Origin of the sequence: Streptomyces durhamensis (assembly GCF_000725475.1) — a bacterium.
In the GTDB taxonomy this organism is placed as follows: Bacteria; Actinomycetota; Actinomycetes; order Streptomycetales; family Streptomycetaceae; genus Streptomyces; species Streptomyces filipinensis.
In genome coordinates, this window is sequence record NZ_JNXR01000024.1 from 1 (window position 1) to 14,860 (window position 14,860).

15 protein-coding genes and 1 pseudogene are annotated in these 14,860 nt (G+C 73.2%); 7 read left to right on the forward strand and 9 right to left on the reverse strand.

Annotated elements, in window-relative coordinates; translation table 11 throughout:
- A pseudogene (locus IO33_RS0130845) lies at positions 1-636 on the reverse strand (peptidoglycan-binding protein); the annotation flags it as partial.
- Positions 637-775: 139 nt separating this feature from the next.
- On the opposite strand from IO33_RS0130845, the gene IO33_RS0130850 reads away from it, so the two are divergent.
- Positions 776-2,815, forward strand: coding sequence for an MDR family MFS transporter (locus IO33_RS0130850; RefSeq protein ID WP_031171020.1), 2,040 nt, complete (start codon positions 776-778; stop codon positions 2,813-2,815).
- Here IO33_RS0130850 and IO33_RS0130855 read toward each other — a convergent pair.
- Positions 2,808-3,305 (reverse strand): GNAT family N-acetyltransferase, encoded by a 498-nt coding sequence (locus tag IO33_RS0130855; RefSeq protein ID WP_031171022.1) that lies wholly within the window; start codon positions 3,303-3,305, stop codon positions 2,808-2,810. The two genes, IO33_RS0130850 and IO33_RS0130855, sit on opposite strands and share 8 nt — an antisense overlap.
- Positions 3,306-3,365: 60 nt before the next feature.
- Here IO33_RS0130855 and IO33_RS0130860 point away from each other — a divergent pair, with 60 nt between their 5' ends.
- The 4 genes from IO33_RS0130860 (at position 3,366) to IO33_RS54200 (ending at position 6,259) form a co-directional block, all read left to right on the forward strand.
- Complete coding sequence (locus IO33_RS0130860; RefSeq protein ID WP_037686404.1) at positions 3,366-4,088, forward strand: helix-turn-helix transcriptional regulator; 723 nt, start codon at positions 3,366-3,368, stop codon at positions 4,086-4,088.
- Between the two features lie 49 nt (positions 4,089-4,137).
- Positions 4,138-4,554, forward strand: coding sequence for a nuclear transport factor 2 family protein (locus IO33_RS0130865; protein WP_031171026.1), 417 nt, complete (start codon positions 4,138-4,140; stop codon positions 4,552-4,554).
- Between the two features lie 77 nt (positions 4,555-4,631).
- Positions 4,632-5,282 (forward strand): hypothetical protein, encoded by a 651-nt coding sequence (locus IO33_RS0130870; RefSeq protein WP_031171028.1) that lies wholly within the window; start codon positions 4,632-4,634, stop codon positions 5,280-5,282.
- Between the two features lie 5 nt (positions 5,283-5,287).
- Positions 5,288-6,259, forward strand: coding sequence for a hypothetical protein (locus tag IO33_RS54200; protein ID WP_390981986.1), 972 nt, complete (start codon positions 5,288-5,290; stop codon positions 6,257-6,259).
- On the opposite strand, the gene IO33_RS0130880 is transcribed toward IO33_RS54200, so the two are convergent.
- On the reverse strand, positions 6,248-6,685 hold the full coding sequence (locus IO33_RS0130880; protein WP_031171033.1) for a DnaJ family domain-containing protein: 438 nt from the start codon (positions 6,683-6,685) through the stop codon (positions 6,248-6,250). The two genes, IO33_RS54200 and IO33_RS0130880, sit on opposite strands and share 12 nt — an antisense overlap.
- 99 nt (positions 6,686-6,784) lie before the next feature.
- On the opposite strand from IO33_RS0130880, the gene IO33_RS0130885 reads away from it, so the two are divergent.
- Entirely contained in the window at positions 6,785-7,177 is a 393-nt protein-coding gene (locus tag IO33_RS0130885; RefSeq protein WP_031171035.1) for an FHA domain-containing protein, read from the forward strand.
- Between the two features lie 30 nt (positions 7,178-7,207).
- Here the strand turns inward: IO33_RS0130885 and IO33_RS0130890 are convergent, their stop codons facing one another.
- The 4 genes from IO33_RS0130890 to IO33_RS0130905 all read right to left on the reverse strand — a co-directional run bounded on the left by IO33_RS0130890 (position 7,208) and on the right by IO33_RS0130905 (position 11,999).
- Positions 7,208-7,879, reverse strand: a complete 672-nt coding sequence (locus tag IO33_RS0130890) for an O-methyltransferase (RefSeq protein WP_031171037.1) — start codon at positions 7,877-7,879, stop codon at positions 7,208-7,210.
- A gap of 46 nt (positions 7,880-7,925) precedes the next feature.
- Complete coding sequence (locus tag IO33_RS0130895) at positions 7,926-9,056, reverse strand: DUF2330 domain-containing protein (protein ID WP_031171039.1); 1,131 nt, start codon at positions 9,054-9,056, stop codon at positions 7,926-7,928.
- A gap of 53 nt (positions 9,057-9,109) precedes the next feature.
- Positions 9,110-10,492 carry a glycine betaine/L-proline transporter ProP gene (proP, locus tag IO33_RS0130900; protein WP_031171041.1) on the reverse strand — a complete coding sequence of 461 codons (1,383 nt, stop codon included), beginning with the start codon at positions 10,490-10,492 and terminating at the stop codon, positions 9,110-9,112.
- A gap of 337 nt (positions 10,493-10,829) precedes the next feature.
- The gene (locus tag IO33_RS0130905; protein WP_031171043.1) at positions 10,830-11,999 is read right to left on the reverse strand and encodes a steroid 3-ketoacyl-CoA thiolase; all 1,170 of its coding nucleotides are present in this window, start codon (positions 11,997-11,999) and stop codon (positions 10,830-10,832) included.
- Between the two features lie 230 nt (positions 12,000-12,229).
- On the opposite strand from IO33_RS0130905, the gene IO33_RS0130910 reads away from it, so the two are divergent.
- Positions 12,230-13,465: a cytochrome P450 gene (locus tag IO33_RS0130910; RefSeq protein WP_031171045.1), complete on the forward strand. Its 1,236-nt coding sequence runs from the start codon at positions 12,230-12,232 to the stop codon at positions 13,463-13,465.
- Positions 13,466-13,555: 90 nt separating this feature from the next.
- Here IO33_RS0130910 and IO33_RS0130915 read toward each other — a convergent pair whose 3' ends face one another.
- Entirely contained in the window at positions 13,556-14,257 is a 702-nt protein-coding gene (locus IO33_RS0130915; RefSeq protein ID WP_051927077.1) for a YoaK family protein, read from the reverse strand.
- A gap of 88 nt (positions 14,258-14,345) precedes the next feature.
- Positions 14,346-14,759 carry an aggregation-promoting factor C-terminal-like domain-containing protein gene (locus IO33_RS0130920; protein ID WP_031171047.1) on the reverse strand — a complete coding sequence of 138 codons (414 nt, stop codon included), beginning with the start codon at positions 14,757-14,759 and terminating at the stop codon, positions 14,346-14,348.
- Positions 14,760-14,860: the final 101 nt, after the last annotated feature.

A 14,860-nucleotide genomic window follows, 5' to 3' on the forward strand; every position in this document is an offset into this window, starting at 1 on the left:
GGGCGACGGCACGGGCGAGCGGGGCAGGGCGGGCGGGTGGGAAGGCGTCGTCGGTGACGCCTGGCTCGGTGTGTTCACCTCCGGGACGCTCTCCCTGACCTCCTGGACGGCCCGGTCCCGGGACGGCGGATGGTACGAGAACAGCCCGCTCGCGAACCCGGCCGCCGCCACGAGCGTCATCCCGGCGCCCGTGACGGCCAGCAGGACCGTACGGCGCGACCGCCGGAGGGACGTCCCGTCGGCCGGTGGCTCCGCCGCACCGGGTTCGTCGGCGCCGCCGGCACCCGGCCCGCCCGTCCCGTGCCGCCCGCCGCCCCCGGACGTCCGCGGGCCGGCCGCGCTCGGCCCCGCCACTGGCCCCAGCGGCAGGGTGGCCTCGACAGCCGGCACCGGCCGGGTCTCCGCGTCGGACGGCACACGGGGCGCGCCCGGTACCGGGCGGCCCTCTTCGACCTCCACGTACGGCCGTATCCGCAGCGGGTCGAAGTCCTCCGCCGCTGCCGCCTCGGCCGAGCGGGTCTCGCGCAGGGCCTCGGCGGCGCGTTCGGTGCAGTCGCAGGACGGGCTGTGGTCCCGGCCCCTCGGTGCCCCGCACGCCGGGCAGGTACGACCCCCGGGATCCTCGGAATCAGTCATGTGTTCGCCCCTCCCCTCACGAACCTCCGAGACTATGCGCACGTTCTCCACATCCGTCGCCGGAAACGCGGGACTCAACAGGCCATAAACGGTGACACCGACCACGATGGAAGGTGCACCCGAGCCCCGGGAGGTCTCCATGGCCCTGGACACGCACGGCACGCACAAGGAGGCGGAGGCCGGCGAGCACGTCCCCGGCAATGTGTTCGTCCCGATCGGCGCGCTGCTCCTCGGGCTGCTGCTCGCCGCCCTCGACCAGACGATCGTGTCGACCGCGCTGCCCACCATCGTCAGCGACCTCGGCGGCCTGGAACACCTGTCCTGGGTGGTCACCGCCTATCTGCTGGCCTCGACCGCCGCGACCCCGCTGTGGGGCAAGCTCGGCGACCAGTACGGGCGCAAGAGGCTCTTCCAGACGGCCATCGTCATCTTCCTGATCGGCTCGGCGCTGTGCGGCATGGCGCAGAACATGCCCCAGCTGATCGGCTTCCGCGCGCTGCAGGGACTGGGCGGCGGTGGGCTGCTGGTGCTGTCCATGGCGATCGTCGGCGACCTCGTGCCGCCGCGCGAACGCGGGCGGTACCAGGGGTTGTTCGGGGCCGTGTTCGGGGCGACCAGTGTGCTGGGACCGCTGCTCGGCGGACTGCTCACCGAGCACCTGAGCTGGCGCTGGGTGTTCTACGTCAACCTGCCCGTCGGCGTGGTCGCGCTCGCCGTGATCGCCACCGCCCTGCGGATCCCGCGCCGCACCGCCCACCACGTCATCGACTACCTCGGCACCGCCCTGATCGCCGCCGTCGCCACCTGCCTGGTCCTGGTCGCCTCCCTCGGCGGTACGACCTGGGCCTGGGGCTCGCCCCAGATCATCGGGCTCGCCCTGCTGGGGGTGCTGCTCGCCGTGGCGTTCGTCGCCGTCGAGCGCCGGGCCGCCGAACCGGTGCTGCCGCTGAAGCTGTTCGGCATCCGCACCTTCACCCTCGCCGCCGTCATCAGCTTCATCGTCGGCTTCGCCATGTTCGGCGCGATGACCTATCTGCCGACCTTCCTGCAGGTCGTGCACGGCATCTCACCGACCCTGTCCGGCGTGCACATGCTGCCCATGGTGGCCGGCCTGCTGCTGTCCTCCACGATCTCCGGGCAGATCGTCAGCCGCACCGGCCGCTGGAAGGTCTTCCCGCTCACCGGCACCGCCGTGACCGCCATCGGCCTGCTCCTGCTGCACCGGCTCGACGAGCACAGCTCCACCGCCGGGATGAGCGTCTACTTCTTCGTCTTCGGCCTCGGACTCGGCCTGGTCATGCAGGTGCTCGTCCTCATCGTGCAGAACGCGGTGTCGTACGAGGATCTCGGCGTCGCCACCTCCGGCGCGACCTTCTTCCGCTCCATCGGCGCCTCGTTCGGCGTCGCCATCTTCGGCACGGTCTTCGCCGGCCGCCTCGGCGACAAACTCGCCGCCGCCCTCCGGGGCGTGAGCCTGCCGCCCGGCGTCTCCCCGAACGCCCTCAAGTCCGACCCGCGCGGCATCGCCGCCCTGCCGCCCGCCCTGCGCCCGGCGGCCCTGCACGCGTACGCCTCCGCCATCACCGACGTCTTCCTCTACGCCGCCCCCGTCGCCGTCCTCGGCTTCCTGCTGGCCTGGTTCCTGAAGGAGGACCGGCTGCGCGGCTCGGTCACCGCGCCGGACGTCTCCGAGACCATCCCGCCCAACCCGGTCGCCCGCTCCTCCTACGACGAGTGCTGCCGGGCCCTGTCCCTGCTGGGCACCCGCGAGGGCCGCCGCGAGGTCTACCAGAAGATCGGCGAACGCGCCGGGTACGACCTGCTGCCCGCCGCCAGCTGGATGCTGCTGCGCATCCGCAAGTACGGCTCCGTGGAGCCGGGCGTGCTCGCCGAGCGCAGCCCCGTCCCGCTGGAGGCGGTCCTCGCCGCCGCCCGCCAGGTCGAGGAGCGGCACCTCGCCGAACGCCGGGGCCTGGACCTGTATCTGACCCGGTCCGGCCGCGAGGTCGCCGAACACCTCGCCAAGGCGCGCGAGGAGTCCCTCGCCGAACTACTCGGCGACTGGTGGCAGCCCGGCCGCTCGACCGACCTGACACAGCTCGTCAGGGAACTCACCGGTGAACTGTGCGGCACCGACCGCGAACGCCCGCACAAGGCGGACGCCGCGAAGGTCAGCTGACCGCCAGCTCCTTGCGGAACCAGTGCTCGGCGTAGGCGTCGTCGTTGTGCGGTCCGGTCTCCGTGTAGCCGAGGCGGGCGTACAGGGCGCGGGCCTCGACCAGGTCGCCGCGGGTGTCGAGGACCAGCCGGCGGGCGCCGAGGGCCCGGGCGGCCCGCTCGGCGGCGCCGACGAGGAGGGCGGCGCCGCCCCTGCCGCGCCACTGCTCGTACACGAACACCCGGGTCAGTTCCGCCGTGTCCGGCGCCAGCAGCCGTACGCCCGCCGAACCGGCCGGCTCGCCGCCGTACCGTCCCACCAGCAACTGCCCGGTGGGCGGCGCGAGTTCGGTTCCGGGCAGGGCCGCGATCTCCCGCTCCAGCTCCTCCGGGTCCGTCCGGCGGCCCTCGTGCAGCAGATACCAGCGGTCGCTGACCTCCGTGTAGTACGCCCGCCACAGCGCGGCCGCGACCGGCGAGTCGTACGGTTCCGGGGCGATCGTCCACGTCATGCCGGACATTGTCGGCGGCCGGCGCCGCGCCGCCGAGCGATTTTGCGCAGACTGTCTGCCGTGAACCGCACCGACCGTCTCTACGCCCTCGTCGAGGAGCTGCGCGCCGCCGCTCCCCGCCCCCGCAGCGCCCGCGCGCTCGCCCGGCGCTTCGAGGTCAGCGTCCGCACGATCGAGCGCGACCTGGCCGCGCTGCAGCAGTCCGGGGTGCCCCTGCACGCCGAGCCGGGCCGCACCGGAGGGTACGTCCTCGACCCGGAGCGCACGCTGCCGCCGCTGACCATCACCCCCGCCGAGGCGACCGCCCTCGCCGTAGGCCTGCACGCGCTGGCCGCGACGCCCTTCGCGGCCGACGCCCGCAGCGCGCTGCACAAGGTGCTGGCCGTGATGCCGCGGCGGGAGCGGCGGGCGGCGGCCGAACTGACCGGGCGGGTAAGGCTGCTCGTCCCGGCGGCCCGGCCCGAGCGGCCCGCCGGGCCCGTGGTGCCCGCCGTGCTGCGGGAGGCGCTGACGGCGGGCCGGGTGCTGCGCCTGGAGTACGCCGACGCGGCGGGCCGGATCACCGCCCGGGACGTGGAACCGCTCGGCTTCCTCGGCGGAACGGAGCACTGGTACCTGGCCGGCTGGTGCCGGCTGCGGGACGCGGCGCGTGGCTTCCGCCTGGACCGGGTGCGTGCGGCGACGGCCCTCGACGAGCGGGCCCCGGACCGCGCCGTGGACCTCGCCGCCCTGGACACCCTCGGCTCCGACGTCGTGCCGCTCGACGCGGCGACCGCGATGTGACGGCAATCACCGACAGGGGGGTGTCGCGGGCGGGGCACAGGCTGGGCCCATGACAACGACTTCCCACTCCACCCACAGCACGCTGACCACCGCGACCGGTATCGCCCTGTTCGACCGCTGGACCGCCCTGTGGAACGGCGACCTCAGCGACCCGGAGGCCTTCCTGGCGCCCGGCTTCCGCATCCGCTTCGGCAACGACCCCGAGCGGGGCGCGGTCACCGACGAGGTGCACGGCCCGGCCGGGATCGTCCAGCTGGTCTCCGCCTTCCGCGAGGACCGGCCGGGACTGCGCTACGCCGTGGACGGGACGCCGCTGGTGGACACCACTCTGGGCCGGGTCGCCTGCTGCTGGTACGTCACCCTGGCGGACGGCTTCCAGAAGAGCGGGATCGACCTGCTGGAGGTGGTGGACGGGCGGATCTCGACGGTCTGGTCGGTGACCGGACTGCGCCGCTTCGCCGACTGACCGCCGTTTGTGGCTCCCCTTCCGGGTGACCCGGAAGGGGAGCCGGCCAGTGGGGCCGGCCCGAGCGGAAGGCAACCATGTCCACTGGCATGATCGTGTTGATCGTGATCGTGGCGGTCGTGGTCGTCGGCGCGGCAGCCGCCCTGATCCTGCGCGGCCGCGACCGGCGCGGCGGTCCCGCCCTGAAGCGGCGCTTCGGGCCCGAGTACGAGCGGGCCGTGGCCCTGCACGACGGTGACGCCAAGGCCGCCGAACGGGAACTGACCGAGCGCGTCGAACGCCACGGAGACCTGCGGGAACGGCCGCTGGATCCGGCCGGGCGCGAGCAGTACACGGCCCGCTGGACGGCCGTACAGGAACACTTCGTCGACGCGCCGCGGCAGGCGGTGGCCGAGGCCGACCGGCTGCTCGCGGAACTCGCGGTCGCGCGCGGCTACCCGGACGGCGGGCGCTACGAGGAGCAGCTCGCCGCGCTGTCCGTGCACCACGCCGACCACGTCGACGGCTACCGGCAGGTGCACCGGGTGGCCCGCACCGGGGCGAGCGACGGGGTGACCGAGTCGGGCGCCGGGACCGAGGAGATGCGCACGGCCCTCATCGGCGCCCGCGAACTCTTCGACGACCTGACCCACCCCGACCGGGAGACGGGCCGCCACCGCGCGACCCCCGCCGGCAGCCGCTCACACGCCCCGTGGGTGCTCGACAGAAGCCGTCCGAAGGAGAGCTGAGCGTCATGTCGGACAGGACGAGCGGTACCGGCGGCCGCTTCACTCCGCCACCGGACGAGGACTGGACCCCCGAGGACGACACGGCACCGGGGCGCCACACGGCGCGGGAACCCCGGCCGGAGGAACGGCTGCCCGGCGAGCCGCCGCCCCCGGCGCCGACACCCTCCCGCGGTGCGGGCTCGACCGGCCCCGGACGAGAGGGCCTGACGGCCGACGACCGCACCCCCGAGGACACACCCCCGCGTCCGCCGGGCCCGGCGGGCGCCGGCAGCGGGGGTCGCGGGACGCCTGACGAGGAGACACCGTGGACCGGGCCCGATTCCGGAACCCGGGCCGAGACCGGGTCCGAGGGGCTGCGGCCCGGTACGGAGGACCTGGCGTCCGGGACGGGCGGCGCCGGCGGGATGCCGGGGGAGGGGCGGATGACAGGGGGGAGCGGCACGGTGTCGGAGAGCCGGATGCGAGGGGAGAGCGGCATGCGCGGGCAGAGTCCGGCGAGGCGCGACGACGGGCTGCCCGGCGAGAGCCCCATGCCGGACGACGGGCTGGGCGTTCCCTCCCCTGACGAGAGGGGCGCACGCGAGGCGTCCTCGGCCGAGTCCCCGGCGCCGGACACCTGGCCGACCGCACCGGCACCCGGTGGCCGCTCCGGCGGCGTCGGTGAGACGGCTCCCGCACCCTCCGGTGCCGGTGCCCCCCTCCTGCCGCACGACGAGACCGATCGGTGGGAGCGGCGGATGCGGCAGCTGGCCGCCGGGTTCGTGGACGAGCCCCGGGGCGCGGTCGAGGAGGCCGATCGGGCGCTGGAGGAGATCGTGGCCCGCTTCGGCGACGCCGTGGACCGGCGGCGGCGTACGCTGCGCCGCTCCTGGGAGGCCTCCGAGGACCGCGGCCCGGGCTCCGAGACCGACACCGAGCAGCTCAGGCTGGCCCTGCGCGACTACCGGGAACTGGCCGGGCGCCTGCTACACCTGTGACGACCCCGGCACCCCGCCCTCGGCGGCGGCCCTGAGCCGCCGCCACTCGCGTACGACCTCCTCGACGTCGTACGGCTTCTTCCCCAGCGGGGGGCCGGGCGGCGGCTTGAACATCATGTCCTTGATCTTGACGTTGACGTCCTCGATCAGCTTCCGGGCGATCCGCTCCGAGGGCGCCGCGTAGGCCGCCGCGAGCGCGTCCTCGGCCTCCTTGCGCAGGGCGAGGGCGGGAGGCAGCATCGACAGGCCCTCGCGCGCCATCTTCCGCTTGATCCACCACAGTTCGTCGTAGGTGGAGTCGACTCCGGTGGGCAGTGGCTCGCCCGCGCCCGGCAGTCGCTCGAACTCACCGCGCCCCTGCGCGTCGCGGATCTGTTTGTCGACCCAGGTCTCGAACGGCACGCCCGGTGGCTTTCGTTCGGTCATGAGCCCATTGTGCCGGACGCGGCCCCGCGGAGCGTTCTATCATGCGGCGGCGGCACGACAATCCGGCCGCCGTGCAGGGACGTCACAGGGGGAACGCACGTGCTCGAACTCACCATGGCCACCGTCTCCGGGGCCGACGCGGGCGCCACGGCCGGCATGACGATGGCCGACGCGCCGAGCGAGCCGGGCGCGGTGCTCCGGATCGGCAGGGACGCGTCCGTGTGCCGGCTGGTCACCCCCGAGGACTGGCTGTTCGTCTCCCGGGCGCACCTGGAGTTCCTGTGCGGCCCGGACGGCGGCTGGCAGTTGACCTGGCTGCGCGGTTCCCAGGCGGAGCCCTCCGCCGAAGTGCGGCTGGTGGTCGGGGAGTACGCGCAGACCGTCGGCTACGGCACGACCGTACGGCTGCCGCGCGGCGGGTCCGGCGAGGTCGTCGTCCAGGACCGCACCGCGCCGCGCAGCGTCAACGTCGGCTTCTACCACGAGGTCTGAGCCGCCGCGCCGGATCGCACCGGGCGGCGCTCAGTCCAGTACCCGGGCCACCGCGAACCCGTCGTAGCCCTTGCTGCCGACCGTCTGGATCGCCGTGCCGCTCAGCCGCGGATGCGAGGCGATCAGCTCGATCGCGGCCCGGGTGCCCACGATGTCGGGCTCGGCGCTGCCCGCGTCGAGGACCCGGCCGCCGCGCACCACGTTGTCCAGGACGATCAGGCTGCCGGTGCGGGTCAGTCGCAGCGCCCACTCCACGTAGTGGGCGTTGTTGGCCTTGTCGGCGTCGATGAACACCAGGTCGAAGGGGGCCGGGTTCTCGTCCGCGAGCTTGGGCAGCGACTCCAGGGCCGGGCCCACCCGCACCTCCGCGATCCGGTCCAGACCGGCCCGGGCGATGTTCCGGGTGGCCACCTCGGCGTGCCGGGCGTTGTACTCCAGCGAGATGAGTCTGCCGTCCTCGGGCAGGGCGCGGGCCATCCAGATGGTGCTGTAGCCGCCGAGTGTGCCGATCTCCAGGATGTGCCGCGCGCCCTGCACCTCGGCGAGCAGCTGGAGGAACTTGCCCTGTGCCGCCGTGACGGCGATGTGCGGCAGTCCGGCGGCCTCGTTCTCCCGCAGGGCCGCCCGGAGCGCCTCGTCGTCGGGTGCCAGGTGACCGGTGAAGTACGCGTCGACGTCGTCCCAGAGCTGGGAGTCGCTCATGCTCCTGCTGCCTTTCCCGAGTGTCTGCCCTTCCCCCCGCATCGTCTCAGCCGAGGGGCGCCGACGGGGCGATCGGCGGCGGAGGCTGCACGGGCGGCGGCGGAATCACCGGCCGCCGCGAGCGCCGTACGACGATCAGGGCGACGGCGGTGCCGGCCAGGAGGAGAAAGCCGCCGACCGTGAGCAGCCAGAGCGGGATCCCGGCGACCTCGCGCAGCTCGTCCTCGTACACCACCTGCTGGACCGGGGTGTCGGCGGCGGCGCGGCGCAGCTCGTGGTCGCCGGAGATGCGGGTGGGGTCGGGGAACCGCTGGGTGAGCGCGGTGAGGTACGGCGTCCCGGCGGTCAGCTTGCCCAGGCTGCTGCTGTCGTGTGTGCGCAGGCGGCCGGCGAAGACCACCTCGGGCTCCAGCCCGCCGATCGTCGAGCGCGTCCGCATGCGGTGCGCGGCGAGGACGTACAGGCCGAGGGACTGCGGGAGGCTCGCCAGGCGGGACAGCCGCATCGGGTACACCGGGGCGTTCGCGGCGAAGGTCAGGTGGATCGGGTCCAGCGCGCCGTGCAGCGCGGTGCCGGCCGTGTCCGGGGCGAGCCGCACGGCCACGTACTCCCAGTGCCGGTCGACGTACGGCTGCAGGGCCGTCTTCAGCCGGGCGGGCAGCGAGAAGCCGTGGGCGTGCAGCCAGTCGCCGAGGGCGGCCGGGTCGGTGGCGGTCAGCCGGGCCACGTCGAAGGGGCCGAGCCGCTGCCGGTCGACCACGCCGACGGCGCCGGCGGCGGGCGGTGCGGCGGCGTCGGCGGCGGTGTCGGAGTCGTCGAAGGGCCACTCACCGTTCTCCGGCCAGAAGTGGTACCGGGTGCGGTGGACCGGCTGGATGGCGTGGGCCAGCTGGTCGAAGAGGGCGGGATCACCGAGGCGGACGGCGGCCCGGTGCGGGACGGGCATGATCCAGGCGGCGTGATGCGCGTCGCCGTTCACCGTCAGCCGCATCACGATCTGCTCCTGGCGGCCGTCCCAGCGCAGTACCGACTGCTCCTCGGCGACGGATATCCGCGCCGAGGGGTCCGGCACCATCGCCCCGCAGCCACAGGCGTAGGCCGGGGCGATGAACCAGCTCAGCTGGATGCCCAGGAGGGCGAGGACGAGGGTGAGGATGCGTACGCGCGCGTGTTTCACAGGGCAACAGACGTGCGGCCCGGGTGATCGGTTCCGGCCCCGGCGAGACGCCTCTACGGCGCCTGGCGGCCCTCCACCGACGGCGCGGACCCGGGAAGCGGCCGCCCGGCGCACTCGGACATGCGCCACACCGCGAAACCGCCCACGACAGCGGCGGCCATCATGTAGTACGCGGGCATCATCATGTTCCCCGTCGCCCCGATCAGCGCGGTCACGACGAGCGGAGTCGTCCCGCCGAACAGGGACACGGACACGTTGAACCCGATGGACAGGGACCCGTAGCGCACCCGCGTCGGAAAGAGGGCGGGCAGCGCGGCCGGCATGGCCGCCGTGAAGCAGACCAGCAGCAGCCCCAGCGCGCCCATGCCCAGGGCGACGGCGAGCAGGCTGCCCTGGCGGATCAGGAGCAGGGCCGGGATCGACAGGAACAGGAAGCCCGCGCAGCCCGCCGCGATCACCGGGCGGCGGCCGACACGGTCGGTCAGCGCGCCCGCGAAGGGCTGGACGATCATCATCAGCGCCATCACGCCCAGCACGACCAGCAGGCCGTGCGTCTCGTCGTACTTCAGCTCACTGGTGAGGTAGCTCGGCATGTACGACAGCAGCATGTAGTCGGTGACGTTGAAGACCAGCACCAGACCCATGCACAGCAGCAGCGCCTTCCACTGGCCCGCCACCATCTCGCGCAGCGGTACCTTCGGCCGGGCGGCCTCCGCCTTCTCCACCTCCGCCGCGAACGCCGGGGTCTCCTCCAGCCGCATCCGCAGGTACAGGCCGATGAGGCCCATCGGACCGGCGATCAGGAACGGGATCCGCCAGCCCCAGGAGAGCAGGTCCTCGGAGGACAGCAGGGCGGTCATCACGGTGACCAGACCCGCGCCGCCGATGTAGCCGGCCAGCGTGCCGAACTCCAGCCAGCTGCCGAAGAAGCCGCGCTTCTTGTCCGGGGCGTACTCCGCGATGAAGGTCGAGGCGCCCGCGTACTCACCGCCCGTGGAGAAGCCCTGCACCAGCCGGGCGGCCAGGAGCAGCAGCGGGGCACCCACGCCGATGGACGTGTACGACGGGATCAGACCGATCGCGAACGTGCCCACCGCCATCATGATCATCGTGACGGCGAGGACCTTCTGCCGGCCCACGCGGTCGCCCAGCGGGCCGAAGACCATGCCGCCGAGCGGCCGGACCAGGAAGGCCGCCGCGAAGGCGCCGAACGTCGACAGCAGCTGCGCGGTGGGGTTGCCGGAGGGGAAGAAGACCTTGCCCAGCGTGACGGCGATGTAGCTGTAGACGCCGAAGTCGAACCACTCCATGGCGTTGCCGAGCGCGGCGGCCTTCACGGCCCGCTTGACGAGCGCGGGGTCGGTGACGGTGACGTCGCGGGCCTGGGTGGCGCGGCGGGTCTTCAGGGACGGGGAGACGGCTGTGGCGGTCGCCAAAATGGGGCTCGCCTACCTTTCGACGGGGACAGGGGCGCGGTCCGTGCGGCGGCGCTGCCGGAAAACGGGCCGAAAAGCGACCATAGGCGGCGTTCGGCCCCTTACGTCGCGTACGCGAGTAGCTGCACAGTGCAGCTAAATGGCGTGTACGCAGGTACGTCTGCCCCCTCCTGGCGAGGCATTCCGGTGCCCCGCTGTGATCCTTCTCGCGCTCCGGGCGGGCAACCGGGCGTCCGCACCGCACCGCACCGGGCGGCCGGCTACCGGCGCCCGGCCGCCCTGGAGACCTTCCCGGGCAGGGTGGAGGCCCTGCCCGTCGCCCGGCCGCACCCCGTGGTCACAGCCGCTGGATGATCGTCCCGGTCGCCAGGCCGCCGCCCGCGCACATGGTGACGAGTGCGAACTCCTTGTCCGCGCGCTCCAGCTCGTGCAGGGCGGTGGTGATCAGGCGGGCCCCGGTCGCTCCCACCGGGTGGCCCAGCGCGATCGCGCCGCCGTTGACGTTGACCTTGTCCAGGTCCTGTTCGAAGACCCGGGCCCAGCTCAGCACCACGGACGCGAAGGCCTCGTTGATCTCGACCAGGTCGATGTCCTTCAGGGACATCCCCGCCTTGCCCAGCACCGCGCGCGTGGCGTCGATCGGCCCGTCCAGATGGAAGTGCGGGTCGGCGCCCACCAGCGCCTGCGCCACGATCCGGGCCCTCGGCCGCAGCTTCAGGGCGCGCGCCATCCGCTTCGACGCCCACATGATCGCCGCCGCGCCGTCGGAGATCTGCGAGGAGTTGCCCGCCGTGTGGACCGCCCTCGGCATCACCGGCTTGAGCCCGGCCAGCGCCTGTGCCGACGTGTCGCGCAGGCCCTCGTCCTTGTCGACCAGCCGCCACATGCCCTGCCCGGCGTGCTGCTCCTCCTCGGTGGTCGGGACCTGGACCGCGAACGTCTCGCGTTTGAAGCGCTCCTCGGCCCAGGCGGTCGCGGCCCGCTCCTGCGACCGCAGACCGAGGCCGTCGACGTCCTCGCGGGTCAGTCCCCGGTGCCGGGCGATCCGTTCGGCCGCCTCGAACTGGTTGGGGAGGTCGACGTTCCACTCGTCGGGAAAGGGCTTGCCCGGGCCGTGCTTGGAGCCGGAGCCCAGCGGCACCCGGGACATCGCCTCGACACCACAGCTGATCCCGACGTCGATCACGCCCGCCGCGACCATGTTGGCCACCATGTGCGAGGCCTGCTGCGAGGAGCCGCACTGGCAGTCGACGGTCGTGGCGGCCGTCTCGTACGGCAGCCCCATGGTCAGCCAGGCCGTGCGCGCGGGGTTCATGGACTGCTCGCCGGCGTGGGTGACCGTGCCGCCGACGATCTGCTCGACCGCGTCGGCGGGGATGCCGGTGCGGCCGAGGAGTTCTCGGTAGGTCTCGCCCAGGAGATAGGCGGGATGCAGATTGGCGAGCGCGCCGCCGCGCTTGCCGATCGGGGTGCGGACGGCTTCGACGATCACGGGTTCGGCGGCCATGGGTGCGGGTCCTCTCCGAGAGGGCTCTCCTCCAGAACTAGTACGCGTTCTAGTTCTGTGTGCAGTCTGCTGACGTGATGTCCGTCACCGCAAGGGTCTTGCAGGCGCGGAAGCCGCGATCTGCACGAACTCCGCACGGATTGGCGGTGCCGTACCCCTTGCCACTTCTAGAACCCGTTACTACGTTCACGACAATCGCTGATGGACCGTCAGATGGCTGGGAGTCACCGATGCCCTGTCCAGCGCTGCCCGACGGGTTCGACTTCACCGACCCCGACCTGCTGCACCACCGCGTGCCCCTGCCGGAGTTCGCCGAGCTGCGCCGCGCCGAGCCGGTCCGCTGGATCCCGCAGCCGGACGGCCTCGCGGGCTTCGCCGACGCCGGCTACTGGGCCGTGACCCGGCACGCCGACGTCAGGTACGTCTCCACGCACCCGGAACTCTTCTCCTCCACCCTCAACACGGCGATCATCCGCTTCAACGAGCACATCCAGCGCGACGCGATCGACGCCCAGCGGCTGATCCTGCTCAACATGGATCCCCCGGAACATACGCGGGTGAGGCAGATAGTGCAGCGCGGGTTCACGCCACGCTCCATCCGGGCCCTGGAGGATCGGCTCCGGGCGCGCTCGGAGGCGATCGTGGCGGGTGCCCGCGCCCGCTCGGGCCCCTTCGACTTCGTCACCGAGGTCGCCTGCGAACTGCCCCTGCAGGCCATCGCCGAGCTGATCGGCGTCCCCCAGGAGGACCGGTCCAAGATCTTCGACTGGTCCAACAGGATGATCGCCTACGACGACCCCGAGTACGCCATCACCGAGGAGGTCGGCGCGCAGTCGGCCGCCGAGATCATCGCCTACGCGATGAACATGGCCGCCGAGCGCAAGCAGTGCCCGGCGCGCGACATCGTCACGACCCTCGTCGCGGCGGAGGACGAGGGCAACCTCAACTCCGACGAGTTCGGGTTCTTCGTGCTGATGCTGGCGGTGGCCGGGAACGAGACCACCCGGAACGCCATCACACACGGGATGCACGCCTTCCTGACCCACCCCGCCCAGTGGGAGCTGTTCCGGCGGGAGCGGCCCGGGACGACGGCCGAGGAGATCGTGCGCTGGGCCACTCCGGTCAACGCCTTCCAGCGGACGGCCACCCAGGACACCGACCTGGGCGGGGTCCGGATCAGGAAGGGCGATCGCGTCGGCCTCTTCTACGCCTCCGCCAACCACGACCCCGAGGTCTTCACCGACCCCGACGCCTTCGACATCACCCGCGACCCCAACCCCCACCTGGGCTTCGGCGGGGGCGGCCCGCACTACTGCCTCGGCAAGTCGCTCGCCATCCTGGAGATCGACCTGATCTTCACCGCGATCGCCCGCGCGATGCCGGACCTGCGGCTCGCCGAACCGCCCCGCCGGCTGCGCTCGGCCTGGATCAACGGCGTCAAGGAGCTCCGGGTGACCACCGGCTGACCAGGGCGGTCGGCCCACCCCGAGGGAGGCGGGAGCACCCCTGTCCCGACGCCCCGTTCCCGCCTCCCCCGAGGTCCGGGCCCCCGCGGCTCACTCCCGGCCGGATGCCGCCACCGCCAGCACGCCCGACGCCGCCGCCGCGATCAGCAACGGGATGCCGAGACCGCGGTGGAGGACCAGCCAGGCGCCCAGGCAGGCGCCGGCGAGCATGGCGATCACCGCGGCCGCGCGGCGCGGCGAGCGCCGGCTGGTGGCGTCGCCCAGGCGGGACTCGGCGGCCAGGCCGGTCAGGGTCATGGTCAGCACGGTGGTCGTGGTGAGGTCGGCGACGCCCAGCTTGCGGACGGTGGCGTTGCGCAGGCCCATCGCGAACGCCGTCAGGGCGATCAGGGCGTACCGGGTGCCGGTGGTGTGCGGCCAGGCGAAGGCCACCGCGGCCGAGGCGCCGACCAGGACCGCCTCCGCGGCCAGCGTCAGCCGGGTCCACCGGCGCCGGGAGCCGGCCGCGACATGGGCCGCCACCCGGCCGCCCGCCGCCGCGCCGAGCAGGAAGCAGGCCAGCGAGGTGGCCGTGTGCGGGACGGAGAAGCCGGGCGCGCCGGCCGCGGCGAAGCCCAGGACGACCACGTTGCCGGTCATGTTCGCGGTGAAGACCCGGCCCAGGCCCAGATAGCTGACGGCGTCGATGAGACCGCTCACCACGGTCAGGACCAGCAGCACGACCACCAGCCGCAGCCCCCGCACCTCGGGATCGCGCCTCCCGGCCGCCGATGCCTCCTCCGCTGCGCTCACCGCTCCAGTTGACCATGCGCGGGTGCGGGAACGCCGAAGGCGGCGGCCCGGGATCGGGCCGCCGCCGTCAGGGGCTTTGGGTGTCGGCTCAGTACCAGCCGTTGGCCTGCCAGAAGCTCCAGGCCTTGGCCGGGCTGCCGTAGCGGGAGTTCATGTAGTCCAGGCCCCACTTGATCTGGGTGGCCGGGTTGGTCTTCCAGTCGGCACCGGCGGAGGCCATCTTCGACCCCGGCAGGGCCTGGACCAGGCCGTAGGCGCCGGAGGAGCTGTTGGTGGCGGCCGGGTTCCAGCCGCTCTCCCGCTCGACGATCTTGCTGAACGCGTTGAACTGCGCGGCGTCCGGGATCATCTTGTGCGCGATCGCCTGGGCGGAGGAGGCCGCGGCCGGGGCGGCCTGGGCGGGCGCCGCGGACAGCGCCATACCGGCGGTGGCGGCGGCCACGGCGGCGGCGGTGAGGGCCTTCTTCGGGGAAGCGATGCGGCGGATGAAGGAGACGGACACGGAGAACCTCTTGCGTCGGGGACAGGGGATCGCCCGCATGGGAGGGACCACGTGCTGTGGCCGCATGCGTCGGCGCCGCGGCCCTGAGGGCTCGTGGCGCC